A 17,357-nucleotide genomic window follows, 5' to 3' on the forward strand; every position below is an offset into this window, starting at 1 on the left:
CAAGCTCGCAAACACCGTCTTGTCGTCAGTAACGACAAGCAGAACGAGATATATTGATGTTCATTCCACCTGTGCGGTTATCAGGCTGGACTTTTTTCCGCAATGTCAAAAAAGGCTTGCCGCAACGAAAGTGTTACTGAGCCGGGGTGCCCATTGGCGACCGGATCGCCGTCGATGGCCACGACCGGCATGGCGATTGTCGTTGCGGAGCTGATGAACGCCTCGCGTGCCGCCTTGGCCTCGGCGACGGAAAAGCCACGCTCCTCGATCTTCAGGCCTAGCTTGGCCGCCACTTCAAACATGGTCGTGCGGGTGATTCCGCGCAGGATGCCATGCTCGGCCGGCCTGGTGACAAGGACACCATCCCGGGTGACGATCCAGGCGTTGGACGACCCGCCTTCCTTGACGTTACCATCGGTGTCGACGAACCACGCCTCCTGCGCGCCAGCTTCCTTGGCCTTCTGCTTGGCCAGTACATTGGGCAGCAGCCCGACACTCTTGATGTCGACGCGATCCCAGCGGTTCTCCGGCACCGTGATGACCGAGATGCCGGTCTCGGCGCGCTTTGCTCCAGCGGCAGGATCGGCCTTCCTGGCGGTCACCACCAGGGATGGCTTGGTGTCGGCGGACGGGAAGACAAAGTCGCGGCTGGCGACGCCGCGCGTCACCTGGACATAGACCAGGCCGTTGGCGACATGATTGCGGTTGACCACCTCGCGCAGGATCAGCGGCAGCACGCCTGCAGTGACCGGCCAGGCGATCGACAATTCGGTCAGCGAGCGGTTCAGCCGGGCCAGATGGCGCGGCATGTCGACGATGAAGCCACGCGCCACCTCGCAGACCTCATAGACGCCGTCGGCGAACTGATAGCCACGATCCTCGATATGCACGGCAGCGTCCGCGTGAGCGACGTAGCGCCCGTTGACATAGGCAATGCGCGGCATTGGCGACCCCTCGGAAATTCTCGGGCTTTCTTATGCGATTCCGCCGCCGCCGTAACCGGCAAATGGTTGGCCCAAGTGCGGATGGCTGGACGCCGTGCTCAGACGCCCAGGGACTTCAGCTTGCGATGCAAGGCGGAGCGCTCCATGCCGATGAACTCGGCGGTTTTCGAGATGTTACCGCCGAAGCGATTGATCTGGGCGATCAGGTAGTCCTTCTCGAACTGTTCGCGCGCCTCGCGCAGCGGCAGCGCCATGATGTGCTGGTCGGATTGATTCGGCGTGCGCGGCATGACATCGCCGATCTCGGCCGGCAAAAGGTCGGCGGTGATCGGCGCATCGACGTCGTCGCCGCGGGCCAGGATCATGAGACGCTCGACATTGTTGCGCAGCTGACGAACGTTGCCCGGCCAATTGTGCGCCTGCAGTACGGCCAGCGCGTCATCGCCGATGCGGCGCGGCTTGATGCCGGCCTGGCGCGCGATCTGCTTCATGAAATTGTCGACGAGGTAGGGAATGTCCTCGCGCCGCTCGGCCAGTCCCGGCACCATGACCGGAACCACCGCCAGGCGGTGGTAAAGATCCTCGCGGAAACGGCCGTCGGCGATCATCGCTTCGAGGTTCTGCGAGGTCGACGAGATGATGCGGACATCGACCTTGACCCGCTTGGTGCCCCCTACCCGCTCGAACTGCTGCTCCACCAGCACGCGCAGGATCTTGTTCTGCGTTTCGCGCGGCATGTCGGCGACTTCATCGATGTAAAGGATGCCACGATGGGCCTCCTCCAGCGCGCCGACCTTGCGCTCGACACCGTTCGATTCGGTGCCGAACAGCTCGATCTCCATGCGCTCGGGCGTAATGTTGGCGGCGCTCAGCGTCACGAACGGCGCGGTTTTACGCGCCGACAGCGTGTGGATGGCACGCGCGGCCAGTTCCTTGCCCGAGCCTGACGGGCCGATGATCATCACGCGGCTGTTGGTCGGGGCAACGCGCTCGATGGTCTGGCGCAACTGGCTCATCGCCGACGACATGCCGATCAGATCGAAGGTTTCGCCACTGCGCAGCTTGAGGTCGGAAACCTCGCGCCGCAGTTTCGAGGTCTCGAGCGCACGCTCGGCAATGAGGATCAGCCGGTCGGCCTTGAACGGCTTTTCGATGAAGTCATAGGCGCCGCGACGGATGGCGGAGACCGCCGTTTCGATGTTGCCGTGGCCCGAAATCATCACCACCGGCAAGGTCGGGTGCATCGTCTTGATCTCGTCGAGCAGCGCCAGCCCGTCCAGACGCGAGCCCTGCAGCCAGATGTCGAGGAAAATCAGCCGCGGCGCCCGATCGGCGATCGCCGCCAGCGCGCTGTCGGCATCGAATGCCGTGCGGGTTTCGTGACCTTCGTCGCTCAGGATGCCCGCGACGAGTTCACGGATGTCTTCCTCGTCATCGACGATGAGAATATCAGACGCCATTACCGACCTTTTCAGTTTCTCTTTCGTTTTCCGTCCTGCTTTCGCCACGTGGAGCCACGGCGGCCGCGGGCGGCAGGATGATGCTGATCATCGCGCCGCGTCCGTCGTGGAAATCCGGGGGCGCATCGTGAAGTTCCAGCCTGCCACCATGGTCCTCCACGATCTTCTTGACGATAGCGAGGCCAAGCCCGGTACCTTTCTCGCGCGTCGTCATATAGGGCTCGAGCAACCGCTGGCGATTTTCGCGCGGCAGGCCTTTGCCATTGTCGATGACGTCGATGCGAATCGCACCATTCTGGCGCCCGGCTTGAATCCGGATTATGCCGTGCGAACCATCCTTTTGTTCCAATCCGTCAATCGCCTCGGCGGCGTTCTTGATCACATTGCCGAAAGCCTGCGCCATCAGACGGCTGTCGAAGGTGCCCTTGAGCGGCTCGTTGCCGAACACGCGTTCGAAGGCAATGTCGGCCCGGCTGACTTCAACCAGGAACGAGGCCTCGCGCAACGATTCGCGCAGGTCGATAGCCTTCATCTCGGGCTTTGGCATGCGGGCGAAAGCCGAGAATTCGTCGACCATGCGGCCAATGTCCTCGACTTGCCGGATGATGGTCTCGGTGCATTGATCGAAAATCTCGCGATCCTCGGTGATGACCTTGCCGAAGCGTCGCTTGATGCGCTCGGCCGAAAGCTGGATCGGCGTCAGCGGATTCTTGATCTCGTGGGCGATGCGCCGCGCCACGTCGGCCCAGGCGGAGGAGCGCTGCGCCTGCACCAGATCGGTGATGTCGTCGACCGTCACGACATAGGATTTTTCCTCCGAACCGTCGTCGCCGGCCTCGATGGTGATCTGCACGTTGAAGGTCCGCTCGGCACCCGCACGGTAGAAGGTCACCTGCTCGCGGTAGACAGGCTTGCCGGACTTGCGGCCGATCTCGAAGACGCGACCGACATGTGGCAGCACGGCTGAGAGGTTCTGCCCAAGGGCGGCGTTGGCTGAAATGGCCAGCATCGCCTCGGCCGAACGGTTGACGATGGTGACGATGCCGTAGGGGTCGACGCCGATGACGCCGGCGGTAACGCCAGCAAGCACGGCTTCCGAGAAGCGGCGCCTCTCATCGATCAGATCCTTGGCCGACAGGATCTCGTTACGCTGTGATTTCAGCTCCAGAAGCATCTTGTTGAACGTGTCGCCGAGCGAGGCGACATCGCCATCCGACGGCCTGACGGGAACCGCGACGTCGAGATTGCCGGTGGCGACCTCGTCGGCGGCACCGATAAGCTGGCGAATGGGCCGGACCAGACGGTCAGCGACGGCGATGCCGGTCCAGATCGCGGACAGGATGATGATCAGCGTCAGCGACAGATAGGGCAGCGCGAAGGCCACCTGCGAAGTGCGGCGGTTGTCTTCCAGCCCGCGATATTCGTCGGTGTTGGACCTGACGATCTGCCTTGCCTTGATCACTTCCGGATCGACGAGGCGAATGGTGTAGAGATAGAGCCCTTCGATCTCGCGCAGCTTGACGATGGCGCCCATGATGTTGCGCGTTTTCGGCTCGATCAGCACCGGCTTGCCGTCGGCAGCGCTCGCCACGGCGCCTTCCGGCGGCTCGGGCATGGCGAAATTCGTATCGGTCTTGGCGCTCATCACGAAAGAGCCGTCAGGCTTGATCAACGCCGCATGCGCCAGCGACCGGCCCACGGCTTCCTTGTTCATCAGGTCGAGGAAACCGGTTCGATCGAGACCGTAGAGCGTGCGCGACGCATCGAGATCATAGGCCATCGACAGTGTCGTGCCCTGCAGGTTGCGGGCATTTTCCTGGACATAGGCGTCGGCGATCGACAGCGACGAATTGACGATCGTCTTGGTGCGTATCTCGAACCAGCGGTCGAGGCCGATATCGAGTGTGATCGAGGCGATGATGGCCACCATGATCGCGGGAATGGCGGCAACCAGAGCGAACATGGCGACGATGCGCACATGCAGCCGCGAGGCCGCCTTGCCGTGCCGGCGCGCCATCAGGATGCGGTGCACTTCACGCCCGACCAGCGCGATGAGGAACAGGACGAAAGCGGCGTTGAGGGCAATCAGCGCCAGCGTCGTCGACTCGTTCGGCGTGATCGGCGTGGCGCCGACAAGGATGGTGAACGAGATCGCCGCCGTCATCAGCGCGCCGACGACCGCGACCACGCCGGGCAGCGCCAGCAGCCGGCGCCCGTCACGCGCGCCGGGTTCGCTGAAAAGCGGTTGGTTTGTTGTCGGTGCCTGCGGAGCCATGTCGCCGTCTAGAGCCATGATTGCGTCGGATGTATGCAACGCATTGTGGCGATTATGCAACAAGTGTGACCGAGACGGAAATCTTTCGCGAGCCGTCCCCCGAAAAGAGAGCGAGGCCCGGATTGGGCTCAGCCCTGCCGCGACGATTTGTAGACGTTGACGCCGAGTTCGCGAATCTTCTTGCGCAGCGTGTTGCGGTTCAAGCCCAGCAATTCGGCGGCCTTGATCTGGTTGCCGCGGGTGGCCGTCATCGAGGCCAGGACCAACGGATATTCGACCTCGGCCAGAATGCGCTGATAGAGGCCGGCGGGCGGCAATTCGCCGGCAAAGGAGGCGAAATAGCGCTGCAGGAAATGCTCGGCCGCCTGGCCGATCGACAGGTCGTCGGGAATGAGGTTGCCGCCGCCCGGCACTACCGGACGTTCGCCGGTCTTGAGCTCGGCTTCGATGATCTCGGCGGAAATCTCGTCCTGCGAATAGAGCGCGGCGAGCCTGCGAACCAGGTTTTCCAGTTCGCGCACATTGCCCGGCCACGGATAGCGCTTCATCAGTTCGATGCCGCCCGACGAGATGCGCTTGGTCTGCAGGCCTTCCATCTCGCCGAGCTTGAAGAAGTGGCGGACGAGGTCCGGCACGTCCTCGGAGCGCTCGCGCAACGCCGGCAGCCTGAGCGGCACGACGTTGAGGCGATAGAAGAGATCCTCGCGGAAAAGCCCCTGGTTGATCAGCGTACGCAGATCCTTGTTGGTGGCGGCGACGATGCGTACGTCGGTCTTGATCGGCGTGCGTCCGCCAACGGTCGTGTACTCGCCCTGCTGCAGGACGCGCAGCAGGCGCGTCTGCGCCTCCATCGGCATGTCGCCGATCTCGTCGAGGAACAGCGTGCCACCCTCGGCCTGCTCGAAGCGGCCTGTCGAGCGGTTCTGCGCGCCGGTGAAGGCGCCCTTCTCGTGGCCGAACAGTTCCGATTCGATCAGATCGCGCGGGATTGCCGCCATGTTGATGGCAACGAACGGGCCGCCGCGACGGCGGCCATATTCATGCAGCGCGCGTGCCACCAGCTCCTTGCCGGTGCCGGATTCGCCCGAAATCATCACCGTCAGGTCGGTCTGCATCATGCGCGCCAGCATGCGGTAGATGTCCTGCATGGCTGCCGAGCGGCCGACCAGGGGCATTGCGTCGGGCTGTTCTTCCGGCCGCGCATCGATCTTCGGCCGCCGCGGTTCGGAAAGCGCCCGGTTGACGATGTTAAGCAGCTCGGTAAGGTCGAACGGCTTCGGCAGGTATTCGTAGGCACCGGTTTCGGAGGCGCGGATCGCCGTCATGAAGGTGTTCTGGGCGCTCATGACGATAACCGGCAGTTCCGGCCGCGCCTTCTTGATGCGCGGCAGCATGTCGAAGGCATTCTCGTCCGGCATCACCACATCGGTGATGACCAGATCGCCCTCGCCCGCCGCCACCCAGCGCCATAGCGTCGAAGCGTTGGAGGTGACACGCACCTCGTGGCCGACGCGCGATAGGGCCTGGTTTAGGACGGTGCGGATCGCCGCATCGTCGTCGGCGACGAGAATATTGCCGCGAACGGTCATTTGCGGTCTCCTTCACCGTCTTCATCGGCGCCGTGTGGCGTCTCTTTCCAGGCCGGCATCAGGATGCGGAATGTGGTCCCGCGCGGCGTCGATTCGCATTCGATGATGCCGCCATGCTCGCCGACGATCTTGGCGACCAGCGCCAACCCCAGCCCCGAGCCGTTTGGCTTGGTGGTGATGAACGGGTCGAACAGGATCGGCAAGATATCTTCCGAGACGCCCGAGCCGTTGTCGCGCACACAGAATTCCAGCGGCAGCGAGACGCGGTCCTGCGTGCCCGGAACGGAAACGCGGATGCCCGGCCGGAAGGCGGTCGACAGAACGATCTCGCCCTGTGGGTCGCTGCCGATCGCCTCGGCGGCGTTCTTGACCAGGTTGAGGAACACCTGGATGAGCTGGTCACGGTTGGCAAAAACCGGAGGCAATGAAGGATCATAATCCTCCAATATCTTGATTCTCCTGGCAAAACCGTTCTTGGCAATTGCCTTCACATGGTCGAGCACGACATGGATGTTGACGGGGTAGCGATCGATCGGCCGCTCATCGGAAAATACCTCCATGCGGTCGACCAGCGACACGATGCGGTCGGTCTCGTCGGTGATCAGCCGCGTCAGCGCACGGTCCTCGTCGGAAGCCGACAGTTCGAGGAGTTGGGCAGCACCCCGGATGCCGGAGAGCGGGTTCTTGATCTCATGGGCTAGCATCGCCGCCAGACCGGTCACCGAGCGCGCCGCGCCCCGATGCGTCATCTGCCGGTCGATCTTGTCGGCCATCGACCGTTCCTGGAACATCACCACCACGGAACCCGGAAATTCCGGCACCGGCGCGACATAGAGATCGACGACCTTCTCGATGCCGAGGCGCGGCGACGATACGTCGACCCGGTATTCGTTGACCGGAGCCCGGCGCTCGCGCACCTGATCGACCAAGGTCAGTAAAGGGCTGCCGAACGGAATGAGCTTGGACAGGGTGTTGCGCGCCAGCATCGTCGCGCTCGAGCGAAAGAAATCCTCGGCATCGGCGTTGGCGTAGGTGATGAACCCGTCCGTATCGACCATGATTACCGGGCGGCGGATGGTGTTGAGCACGATATGGGCGGCGTCGGCCATCTCGCTGCCCTGTGTGACGTTGGCGTTCATGCCGCGCTCCGCAGGTTCAATGGTTGCGGATCGCGCGAAAACACGTCGCGAAGCAAGCCAATGACGCGCGCGGGCTCGAATGCGGTCAGTATGGCCTTTCGGCTGTCGTCGGCGACACCGCCGGCATGGCGGTCGAGATACCAGCCGAGGTGCTTGCGCGCCTGGCGTAGGCCGCTCTCGACGCCATAGAGTGCCAGCATGTCCTCATAGTGGGCGACGACATAGTCGGCCAGTGCCGCCGGGTTCTGCGGGACGTTGGGCGCTGTCCCGCCCATTGCAGCGGCCGCGATGCCGCCTGCGATCCAGGGCGCGCCATAGTGGGCACGGCCGACCATCACGGCATCGGCGCCGGATTGGTCGAGGATAGCAGCAGCTTCCGCTGGCGAAGAAACATCGCCATTGGCGACGACCGGGATGGACACGGCTTCCTTGACGCGGGCGATGGCGCGCCAGTCGGCCTTGCCTTGATAGAATTGGCAGCGCGTGCGGCCGTGCACGGTCACCATCCTGACGCCGGCCTGCTCGGCGCGGCGCGCCAGCATAGGCGCGTTGAGCGCGCCTTCGTCCCAGCCGAGCCGCATCTTGACAGTCACCGGCACCTCGACCGCGCCGACAACGGCGTCGATCAGCGACAGCGCATGGTCGAGATCCAGCATCAATGCCGAGCCGGCATAGCCGCCAGTAACCTTCTTGGCCGGGCAGCCCATGTTGATGTCGATGATGTCGGCGCCCTCGCCGGCGGCTATCCTGGCGCCTTCGGCCATGTGCGCAACCTCGCGGCCGGCAAGCTGGACCATATGGACCGGCAGCCCGGAGTGGCGTATGCGCAGGTTGAAACCGGTCCTGCCCTTGGCCAACTCGCCGCTGGCCACCATTTCGGACACGACCAGGCCCGCGCCATGCGCCTGGGCGCGTTGCCGGAACGGCTCGTCTGTAATCCCCGACATCGGCGCGAGGAACACGCGATTGCGGATTTTCACACCACCGACATCGAGCGGCGCGGCCAATTTGGTCAAGTTAACCATGCACAAAAACCAAGCACGTTCATTCGCTGCACATTCTCTAGCCAGAACTGCCGCAATGTGCAACGCGGAATGACGCCACATTAAGGCGCAATTGGAAAAATGCCGGCCTTCGGGATTGGCGGCGACCAAAGCGCCGCGCGTCACTCAGGACGAGCTTTGACACTTTGGAATTTCACACTTAGCGCACGATCTTTCCGAAAACCGATTACACTTTTCGGGATCGTACGTTAGGACCAGTCAACATGACTGACGCAAGTGAAAATCGCGTTTCAAGCGAGGATGGCAAGGTCGCCGTGGTGATCGTTGCGGCCGGCCGCGGCGCGCGTGCCGGACAGGCCAATGGGCCGAAGCAATATCAACACATTGGCGGCTATGCCGTCATCGCGCACACAATGGAAATTTTTCTGACCCACCCGCGAATCGGCGAGGTTGTTGTCGCCATCCATGCCGACGACCACGAACTGTTCCTGCAGGCGGCGGGCGCCAACGCCGAACGGGTCATCCTCATCATGGGCGGGGGGACCAGGCAGGCATCGGTCCGGCTGGGACTGCTTGCGCTGAGAAGCCACGCGCCGGGGCAAGTTCTGATCCACGACGCCGTCCGTCCGTTCGTCGACGCGGACCTTATCGACCGCACGATCGCTGCCATCGGCGAGCGTGAGGGGGCGCTGCCCGCCTTGCCCGTCGCCGACACGCTGAAGCGTGAGTCGGCCTCTGGCGTGGTCGGAGAAACCGTTTCCCGCAGCGGGCTTCACGCGGCGCAAACGCCACAGGGCTTTCCGTTCTGGCCCATTCTTGCCGCGCACGAGAAAGCCCATCATCTGGGAAAAATGGATTTCACCGACGACGCCGCGATCGCCGAATGGGCGCATATTCCGGTCAGGATCGTTCCGGGCTCGCCGGATAATGTCAAACTCACCTGGGCACGGGATATTGCGATGGCGGACCAGAGACTTTCCGGCGAACGCGTGCGCTTTCCCGACATCCGGACCGGCAATGGCTACGACGTCCACGCCTTCGAACCCGGCGACCATGTCACCCTGTGCGGCGTCGCCATTGCGCATGACAAGAAACTGTCCGGCCATTCCGACGCCGATGTCGGCCTGCACGCCTTGACCGATGCACTGCTGGCGACCTGCGGCGCCGGCGACATCGGCACGCATTTCCCGCCGTCCGACTCGCAGTGGAAAGGCGCTGCGTCCCGGATATTCGTCGAGCATGCGGCAAGGCTGGTGCGCGAGCGCGGCGGACGCATCGCCAATGCCGATATCACGCTGATCTGCGAGGCGCCGCGTGTCGGCCCGCATCGTGATGCGATGACCGCGGCTCTGTCGCGGATGCTGGCAATTTCACCGGACCGCATCTCGATCAAGGCGACTACCAACGAGAAGCTCGGCTTTGTCGGGCGCGAGGAAGGCATAGCGGCGATCGCAACCACCAGCGTTGTGTTTCCCGGCGAGGTGCCGGAATGAGCAGCAACGATTTGGCAAATGCCTTGCTGCAAGCCTGCCAGAAGCGCGGCATCATGCTGGCGACGGCGGAAAGCTGCACCGGCGGCATGATCATCGCCGCGTTGACCGACATCGCCGGCTCCTCCGCCGTGGTCGATCGCGGCTTCATCACCTATTCCAACGAAGCCAAGATGGACATGCTCGGTGTTTCCGCCGCCACGCTTGAGGCGTACGGCGCGGTTTCGCGGGAGACGGCGATTGAGATGGCGAAAGGCGCGCTTGCCTGTTCGCGCGCCGGGCTCACCTTGGCGGTGACCGGCATCGCCGGGCCCGGCGGCGGTTCGACGGAAAAACCTGTCGGCCTGGTCTGGTTCGGCATCGGCCTGGACGACCAGGCCGTGACCGCCGAACACAAGATCTTTGCCGACAAGGGGCGCGATTTCATCCGCCGTGAAACGGTCCGGCACGCGTTGGAACTGGGTTTGCGTGTGCTTGGCTCGCGTCAAGTAGAAGGTGCTGCACCGTAGATGACGTCCGCGCGCTTCTCGAAAGCCTCGGCGAACATGCGGAAGGCGCGATCGAACATGGTTCCCATCACCGCGCCCAGAATGCGGCTTTTGAACTCATAGTCGATGAAGAAGCGGACCGTGCAGCCGGCGTTGCCGTCGGGCTCGAAACGCCAGACATTGCTCAGATATTTGAACGGGCCGTCGATGTATTTCACGTCGATGGTGTTCTCGTCGGGTTTCAGCAGCACCTGCGTCGTGAAGGTTTCGCGGATCGCCTTGTAGCCGATGCTCATGTCGGCGAGGAGAACCGTGCGTCCGTCACGCTCCTTGCGCGAGCGAACCGTCAGCGCCTCGCAAAGCGGCAGGAATTGCGGATAGGATTCTACATCGGCGACCAGCGCGAACATCTGGTCCGGCGTGTGGGATACGCGGCGGGTGGCTTCGAATTTCGGCATGCAACCAGCGCTAGACCGATTTCTGAAGTTGCGCTTCCCGTGCCGCGCGCAGCCTGGCGAAATCGTCGCCGGCATGATGCGACGAGCGCGTCAGCGGGCTCGATGCCACCAGCAGGAAACCCTTGCTCCGGCCGATCGTCTCGAAGGACTTGAACTCCTCCGGCGTGACGAAGCGGATCACCGGATGGTGCTTCTTCGACGGCTGCAGATACTGGCCGATGGTCATGAAGTCGACATTGGCCGAACGCAGATCGTCCATCAGCTGCAGGATTTCGTTCCGCTCTTCGCCGAGACCCACCATGATGCCGGACTTGGTGAAGATCGACGGGTCGAGCTCCTTGACCCGCTGCAGCAGCCGGATCGAATGGAAATAGCGGGCGCCCGGACGAACCGTCAGATAGTTCGACGGCACGGTCTCCAGATTGTGGTTGAAGACGTCGGGCTTGGCCGCCACGACGATCTCCAGCGCGCCTTCCTTGCGCAGGAAGTCGGGCGTCAGGATTTCGATCGTCGTCAACGGCGTTGCCGCCCTGATGGCGCGGATAACTTCGGCGAAATGCTGTGCGCCGCCATCGGCGAGATCGTCGCGGTCGACCGAGGTAATGACGACATGGGTCAAACCCATCTGCTTGACAGCGTGCGCTACGCGAGCCGGTTCATCGGGGTCCAGTGCGGTCGGAATGCCGGTGGCGACGTTGCAGAACGCGCAGGCGCGCGTGCAGATCTCGCCCATGATCATGAAGGTGGCGTGCTTCTTCTCCCAGCACTCGCCGATATTGGGACAGCCGGCCTCTTCGCATACCGTCACCAGCTTGTTCGACTTCACGATCTCGCGCGTTTCGGCATAGCCCTTCGACATCGGCGCCTTGACGCGGATCCAGTCGGGCTTGCGCAGCACGTCCTGGTCAGGCTTGTGCGCCTTTTCCGGATGCCGCAAGCGCGGTGCGTTGGCAATCGTATCGAGGACAGTGACCATCGGGAAACCTGGTTCGTTCGCGATCGCCAGTCAGGCGTTCGCTGTCATAACGTCATCTAAGGCTTTTCAGCGCAAAGAAAAAGGCCGCGGCGGCGCATGCCGCAACAGCCTTTTTCGCATAGCGGATATTCAGCGGTGTTAACGGCGCACAAGACGCCCAGCCCAGATCAGCAGGCAGGCGCCGATAAAGCCGGTGATCAGATAAGCAGTCCAGCCGACGCCGAACGGGCCGAAATTGAGTGCCTGAAGGATGGCGTTCAGCACGACCGCGCCGACGATGCCCAAAATAATGTTCATAAGGATGCCGGTGTTGCTCTTCATGACCATCTCGGCAAACCAACCCGCCAGCCCGCCGATGATGATGGCTGCGATCCAGCCCACGCCATTCACGTCCATATGTCCTCTCCTTGCACGAGTGAAAATGCATCCGGAAGCGAACTGCCTTGCCGCCGAGATCCCGCGGCTTGCGCGCTTGAGTCTCGTGCGGCCAATCTATCATGCGTTAAGCGCGCGACCATAGGCGTCGAGCACGCTTTCCTTCATCATCTCCGACAGCGTCGGGTGCGGGAAGATGGTGTGCATCAACTCTTCCTCGGTCGTTTCGAGATTCATCGCCACGACAAAGCCCTGTATCAGTTCGGTCACTTCGGCGCCGACCATGTGCGCGCCGAGCAGTTGACCAGTCTTCTTGTCGAAGATGGTCTTGATGAAGCCCTGGTCTTCGCCCAGCGCGATGGCCTTGCCATTGGCGGCGAACTGGAAGCGCCCGACCCGGATATCCTTGCCTTCCGCCTTGGCCTTGGCTTCCGTCAGGCCGACGGAGGCGACCTGCGGATTGCAGTAGGTGCAGCCTGGAATCTTGAGCTTGTCGGTGGCATGCACGCCGGGGAAATTGGCGATCTTTTCGACGCACACCACACCCTCATGCTCGGCCTTGTGGGCAAGCATTGGCGGGCCGGCGACATCGCCGATGGCGTAGATGCCCGGCACATTGGTCTTGCCGTAGCCGTCGACGACGACGCAGCCGCGCTCGGTCTTCACGCCGAGTGCCTCAAGCCCGAGATTCTCGATGTTTCCCTGCACGCCGACGGCCGAGATCATGCGGTCGGCGGTGATCTTCTCGACCTTGCCATCCTTCATCTCGACATGGGCAGTGACCGAGTTGGCACCCTTCTCGACCTTGGTCACCTTGGCTTCGAGGATGATCTTCATGCCTTGCTTCTCGAACTGCTTCTGCGCGAATTTCGAGACTTCGGCGTCCTCGACCGGCATCACCGCCGGCAGCAGTTCGACCACCGTCACGTCGGCGCCCATGGTGCGGTAGAAGGAGGCGAATTCGATGCCGATGGCGCCTGATCCCATGACCAGCAGCGACTTCGGCATCTCCTTCGGCACCATGGCCTCGAAATAGGTCCAGATCAGTCTGCCGTCCGGCTCGATGCCTGGCAGCGCGCGCGGCCGCGCACCGGTCGCCAGGATGATGTGTTTGGCGGTATAGGTGCCCTCGCCCTTGACGCCTTTCGGCACCGGCGGCTGCGGCTCCATCGGCTTCTTGGCGGTCCTCGACACGACAACCTCGCCGGGTTTCGAGAGCTTGGCCTCGCCCCAGATGACGTCGACCTTGTTCTTCTTCATCAGGAAGGCAACGCCGCCATTGAGCCGCAGCGAGACTTTTCGCGAGCGGTCGACCACGGCAGCCGTGTCGACGCTGACCTTTCCGTCGAGCTTCAGCCCGTAATCCTTCAGATGATCCGAATAATGCATGATCTCGGCCGAGCGCAGCAGCGCCTTGGTCGGGATGCAGCCCCAGTTGAGGCAGATGCCGCCGAGATGCTCGCGCTCGATGATCGCCGTCTTGAAACCGAGCTGGGCGGAACGCACCGCCGTGACATAGCCGCCGGGGCCGGAGCCGATGATGATGACGTCGTAGTTCTCAGCCACGATTTTTCTCCTTGATTCACAGTTCCAGCATGACGCGCACGAGCGGCGTCAGCGCCTTGCCGATGTTTCGTGTGTTTTCGGCATCGAGGTGGACGCCGTCGAGCGGGGTGGTTTGCGCCACCGTGCATGCATCGAAGAAACCGCAACCAACCTCGTCGGCAAGGGCAGCGTAGAGCGGCGCCAGACGGGTCGAAGCATCGTCACCGCCGGCAAACATTTCCTTGAATTCGGCATTGTCGGTGCGGCTGACCACGGGCGGTGACACGATCAGGACCTGCGGCGCCGGCCAGTCGAACGGGTAGTCGTGACCACGCACGATGTCGATCAGACGCTGGATGCCTTGCTTGGCCGCGACTGGATTGCCGTGGATCCACGGCTTCATATCGTTGGCGCCGAGCATGAAGACGATCAGATCGATCGGCGCATGCGTTGTCAGGATCGTCGGCAGCAGCCTGGCGCCGTTACGATCGGCGCCGGCCAGATGATCATCGAACGCCGTGGTGCGGCCATTGAGGCCTTCGGCAATGACTTCGGCGGCACCGCCGAGCCCCGCCTGCAGCACGCTTGGCCAGCGGTCTTCAAGCGGGTGGCGGCCACCTTCGGCGTTGTAGCCCCAGGTCAGCGAGTCGCCGTAGCAAAGAACCGTCTTCATGCGCCCACCTGTGCGTTAATCAAACCGCGTCTCAACCGCCAGCGCACGAACAGCCAATCATGAAGGCAAAAAGGCTGGTGAAGACTATCCGCACCGCCCTCTCCCTTCCTAGACCAGCATGCCCATCGGGTTCTCAATCAGCCGCTTGAAGGCGACCAGCAGTTCGGCACCGAGCGCACCGTCGACGGCGCGATGGTCGGTCGACAATGTCACCGACATCACGGTGGCGATTTTGATCTCGCCGTTCTTGACCACTGCCCGCTCTTCGCCGGCGCCGACCGCCAGGATCGTCGCATGCGGCGGGTTGATGACCGCGGCAAAATCCTTGATGCCGAACATGCCGAGATTGGACACCGCCGTGGTGCCGCCCTGGTACTCTTCCGGCTTCAGCTTGCGGCTGCGCGCGCGGCTGGCCAGGTCCTTCATCTCGTTGGAGATGGTGGACAGCGTCTTTTCGTCCGCCTTGCGGATGATCGGCGTGATCAGGCCACCCGGGATCGACACCGCAACGCCGACATCGGCATGCTTGTGCTTGACCATGGCGCTTTCCGTCCACGACGCATTGGCATCCGGCACCGCCTTCAGCGCCATCGCCATCGCCTTGATCACCATGTCGTTGACCGACAGCTTGTAAGTGGGTGCGTCGCCCTTTTCCGTTTTCTTCACCGGGGCCGCCGCATTGATCTGCGTGCGCAGCGCCAAGAGCGCATCGAGTTCGCAGTCGAGCGTCAGGTAGAAATGCGGGATCGTGGTCTTGGCCTCGACCAGACGGCGCGCGATGGTCTTGCGCATATTGTCATGCGGGACCAGGTCGTAGGAGCCTTGCTCGAATAGTTTGAGCACCTGATCGTCCGACATCGCCTTCACGGCAGGGGCAGCCGCCGGAGCGCCGGCGGGAGCCTTGGCGGCAGGCGCCGCCTTGGCGCCGCCACCGGCAATCGCCGCGTCGACATCGGCCTTGACCACGCGGCCATGTGGGCCGGTGCCGGTCACGGCGGAGACGTCGACGCCGGCTTCCTTGGCGATACGGCGCGCCAGGGGTGAGGCAAAGGTGCGGTCGCCCGACGATTGGCCAATCTCCCCCCTTGTGGGGGAGATGCCCGGCAGGGCAGAGGCGGGCGTGACAGAATGAGACGTTTGCGGGACAGCGCCCCCCTCTGTCGACTTGGTCGACATCTCCCCCACGGGTGGGGAGATTGGCGCTTTATCCTGCTTGGCCTCGGCTTTCGCTGGTTCGGCAGCCCCACCGCTTTTCGCGGCAGCGCCCGCATCTTCACCCTCGGCAGCCAGCACGGCGATCAGCGCGTTGACCTTGACGCCCTCGGTGCCGGCGGGAACGACGAGCTTGGCAACCGTGCCCTCATCGACTGCCTCGACTTCCATCGTAGCCTTGTCGGTCTCGATCTCGGCAATGACATCGCCCGGCGAAACCTTGTCGCCTTCCTTGACCAGCCACTTGGACAGATTGCCCTCTTCCATCGTGGGCGACAGGGCCGGCATGGTGATGTTGATTGGCATTTTGTCCTCCCGCCCGGTTCAGCGATACGTGACGGCTTTGACCGCCTCGATGACCTCGCCGATATTGGGCAAGGCCAGCTTTTCGAGGTTGGCCGCATAGGGCATCGGCACATCCTTGCCGGCAATGGTGATCACCGGAGCGTCGAGGAAGTCGAAGGCGCGCTGCGACACCTGGTTGGCGATATGGTCGCCGACCGAACTCTGCGGGTAGCCTTCCTCCACCACGACCAACCGGTTGGTCTTCTTGACCGAGGCGATGATGGTGTCGAGGTCGAGCGGCCGGATGGTCCTGAGATCGATGATCTCGACGTCGATGCCCAGGCCGCGCAGTTCGGCCTCGGCCTTGACCGCATAGGTCATGCCGATGCCGAAGGAGACGATGGTGACGTCCTTGCCGGTCTTGTGGATGCGCGCCTTGCCGATCGGCAGCACGAAATCATCCAGCTTCGGCACGTCGAAGGACTGGCCGTAGAGGATTTCGTTCTCGAGGAAGATAATCGGATTGGGATCGCGGATCGCAGCCTTCAGCAAGCCCTTGGCGTCGGCGGCGGTGTAAGGCATCACCACTTTCAGGCCCGGAATGTGGCTGTACCAGGCGGCATAGCACTGCGAGTGCTGGGCGGCGACCCGGGCGGCGGCACCGTTCGGTCCGCGGAACACGATCGGAGCGCCCATCTGGCCGCCCGACATATAGAGCGTCTTGGCGGCCGAGTTGATGATCTGGTCGATCGCCTGCATGGCGAAGTTGAAGGTCATGAACTCGACGATCGGCTTCAGGCCGGCCATCGCGGCACCCACGCCGACGCCGGCAAAGCCGTGCTCGGTGATCGGCGTGTCGACGACGCGGCGCGGTCCGAATTCCTGCAGCAGGCCTTGCGTGATCTTGTAGGCGCCCTGGTATTCGGCGACCTCCTCGCCCATGACGAAGACATCGCCATCGCGGCGCATTTCCTCGGCCATGGCATCGCGCAGCGCCTCGCGCACCGTGGTCGAGACCATTTCCGTGCCGGCCGGAATATCCGGATCGGCGGCGATTTCCGTCTTGGGGGCGGCGGCGACCGGCGTGGCCGCGGGCTTTGCGGCCTCAGCCTTGTCCTCGGCTGCTGGAGCCTCCGCCTTATCAGGCGCTTCCGCCTTGGCGGGAGCCGCGGACTTGCCGATGTCTCCGGCACTTTCGCCGTCCTGCAATAAAACAGCGATCGCCGTGTTGACCTTGACGCCTTCGGTGCCGGCGGCGATCAGGATCTTGCCCAGCGTGCCTTCGTCAACGGCTTCGACTTCCATCGTCGCCTTGTCGGTCTCGATCTCGGCGATGACATCGCCGGCGACGACCTTGTCGCCCTCGTTCTTCAACCACTTGGAAAGATTGCCCTCTTCCATGGTCGGCGAGAGAGCGGGCATGAGAATTTCGATCGGCATGTCC

General features: G+C 63.0%; 15 protein-coding genes. 2 read left to right on the forward strand and 13 right to left on the reverse strand.

Annotated features, from left to right (window positions below):
• Window positions 1-80: 80 nt before the first annotated feature.
• From NKH02_RS03205 to dusB, 6 genes are all read right to left on the reverse strand, one after another.
• A complete protein-coding gene (locus NKH02_RS03205; protein WP_352868437.1) occupies window positions 81-944 on the reverse strand; it encodes a D-amino-acid transaminase in 864 nt (287 codons plus the stop codon).
• Window positions 945-1,042: 98 nt separating this feature from the next.
• Entirely contained in the window at window positions 1,043-2,404 is a 1,362-nt protein-coding gene (gene ntrX, locus NKH02_RS03210) for a nitrogen assimilation response regulator NtrX (protein WP_056588733.1), read from the reverse strand.
• Window positions 2,394-4,679, reverse strand: coding sequence for a sensor histidine kinase NtrY-like (locus NKH02_RS03215; protein WP_352876319.1), 2,286 nt, complete (start codon window positions 4,677-4,679; stop codon window positions 2,394-2,396). Before NKH02_RS03215 ends, ntrX begins: the two co-directional genes overlap by 11 nt.
• 128 nt (window positions 4,680-4,807) lie before the next feature.
• Window positions 4,808-6,268: a nitrogen regulation protein NR(I) gene (gene ntrC, locus NKH02_RS03220; protein ID WP_352634499.1), complete on the reverse strand. Its 1,461-nt coding sequence runs from the start codon at window positions 6,266-6,268 to the stop codon at window positions 4,808-4,810.
• Window positions 6,265-7,407 carry a two-component system sensor histidine kinase NtrB gene (locus NKH02_RS03225; RefSeq protein ID WP_352876322.1) on the reverse strand — a complete coding sequence of 381 codons (1,143 nt, stop codon included), beginning with the start codon at window positions 7,405-7,407 and terminating at the stop codon, window positions 6,265-6,267. Before NKH02_RS03225 ends, ntrC begins: the two co-directional genes overlap by 4 nt.
• Window positions 7,404-8,432: a tRNA dihydrouridine synthase DusB gene (gene dusB / locus NKH02_RS03230; protein ID WP_352876324.1), complete on the reverse strand. Its 1,029-nt coding sequence runs from the start codon at window positions 8,430-8,432 to the stop codon at window positions 7,404-7,406. Before dusB ends, NKH02_RS03225 begins: the two co-directional genes overlap by 4 nt.
• Before the next feature lie 242 nt (window positions 8,433-8,674).
• Between dusB and NKH02_RS03235 the strand changes: the two genes are divergently transcribed.
• Window positions 8,675-9,904: a bifunctional 2-C-methyl-D-erythritol 4-phosphate cytidylyltransferase/2-C-methyl-D-erythritol 2,4-cyclodiphosphate synthase gene (locus tag NKH02_RS03235; RefSeq protein WP_352876326.1), complete on the forward strand. Its 1,230-nt coding sequence runs from the start codon at window positions 8,675-8,677 to the stop codon at window positions 9,902-9,904.
• On the forward strand, window positions 9,901-10,410 hold the full coding sequence (locus NKH02_RS03240; RefSeq protein WP_352876329.1) for a CinA family protein: 510 nt from the start codon (window positions 9,901-9,903) through the stop codon (window positions 10,408-10,410). Before NKH02_RS03235 ends, NKH02_RS03240 begins: the two co-directional genes overlap by 4 nt.
• Here NKH02_RS03240 and NKH02_RS03245 read toward each other — a convergent pair.
• From NKH02_RS03245 to NKH02_RS03275, 7 genes are all read right to left on the reverse strand, one after another.
• Window positions 10,386-10,847, reverse strand: a complete 462-nt coding sequence (locus NKH02_RS03245) for a type II toxin-antitoxin system RatA family toxin (protein ID WP_352876332.1) — start codon at window positions 10,845-10,847, stop codon at window positions 10,386-10,388. The genes NKH02_RS03240 and NKH02_RS03245 overlap by 25 nt on opposite strands.
• Before the next feature lie 10 nt (window positions 10,848-10,857).
• Window positions 10,858-11,823, reverse strand: a complete 966-nt coding sequence (gene lipA / locus NKH02_RS03250) for a lipoyl synthase (protein WP_352876335.1) — start codon at window positions 11,821-11,823, stop codon at window positions 10,858-10,860.
• Window positions 11,824-11,961: 138 nt separating this feature from the next.
• Window positions 11,962-12,219: a GlsB/YeaQ/YmgE family stress response membrane protein gene (locus NKH02_RS03255; RefSeq protein ID WP_352876338.1), complete on the reverse strand. Its 258-nt coding sequence runs from the start codon at window positions 12,217-12,219 to the stop codon at window positions 11,962-11,964.
• A gap of 99 nt (window positions 12,220-12,318) precedes the next feature.
• A complete protein-coding gene (gene lpdA, locus NKH02_RS03260; protein ID WP_352876341.1) occupies window positions 12,319-13,764 on the reverse strand; it encodes a dihydrolipoyl dehydrogenase in 1,446 nt (481 codons plus the stop codon).
• A 16-nt stretch (window positions 13,765-13,780) separates the two neighbouring features.
• The gene (locus NKH02_RS03265) at window positions 13,781-14,416 is read right to left on the reverse strand and encodes an SGNH/GDSL hydrolase family protein (RefSeq protein ID WP_352868415.1); all 636 of its coding nucleotides are present in this window, start codon (window positions 14,414-14,416) and stop codon (window positions 13,781-13,783) included.
• Between the two features lie 108 nt (window positions 14,417-14,524).
• Window positions 14,525-15,934 carry a pyruvate dehydrogenase complex dihydrolipoamide acetyltransferase gene (locus tag NKH02_RS03270; RefSeq protein ID WP_352868412.1) on the reverse strand — a complete coding sequence of 470 codons (1,410 nt, stop codon included), beginning with the start codon at window positions 15,932-15,934 and terminating at the stop codon, window positions 14,525-14,527.
• Between the two features lie 18 nt (window positions 15,935-15,952).
• A complete protein-coding gene (locus tag NKH02_RS03275) occupies window positions 15,953-17,353 on the reverse strand; it encodes a pyruvate dehydrogenase complex E1 component subunit beta (RefSeq protein WP_352876343.1) in 1,401 nt (466 codons plus the stop codon).
• Window positions 17,354-17,357: the final 4 nt, after the last annotated feature.

It is taken from the genome of Mesorhizobium sp. M1396, from assembly GCF_040317725.1.
In the GTDB taxonomy this organism is placed as follows: Bacteria; Pseudomonadota; Alphaproteobacteria; order Rhizobiales; family Rhizobiaceae; genus Mesorhizobium.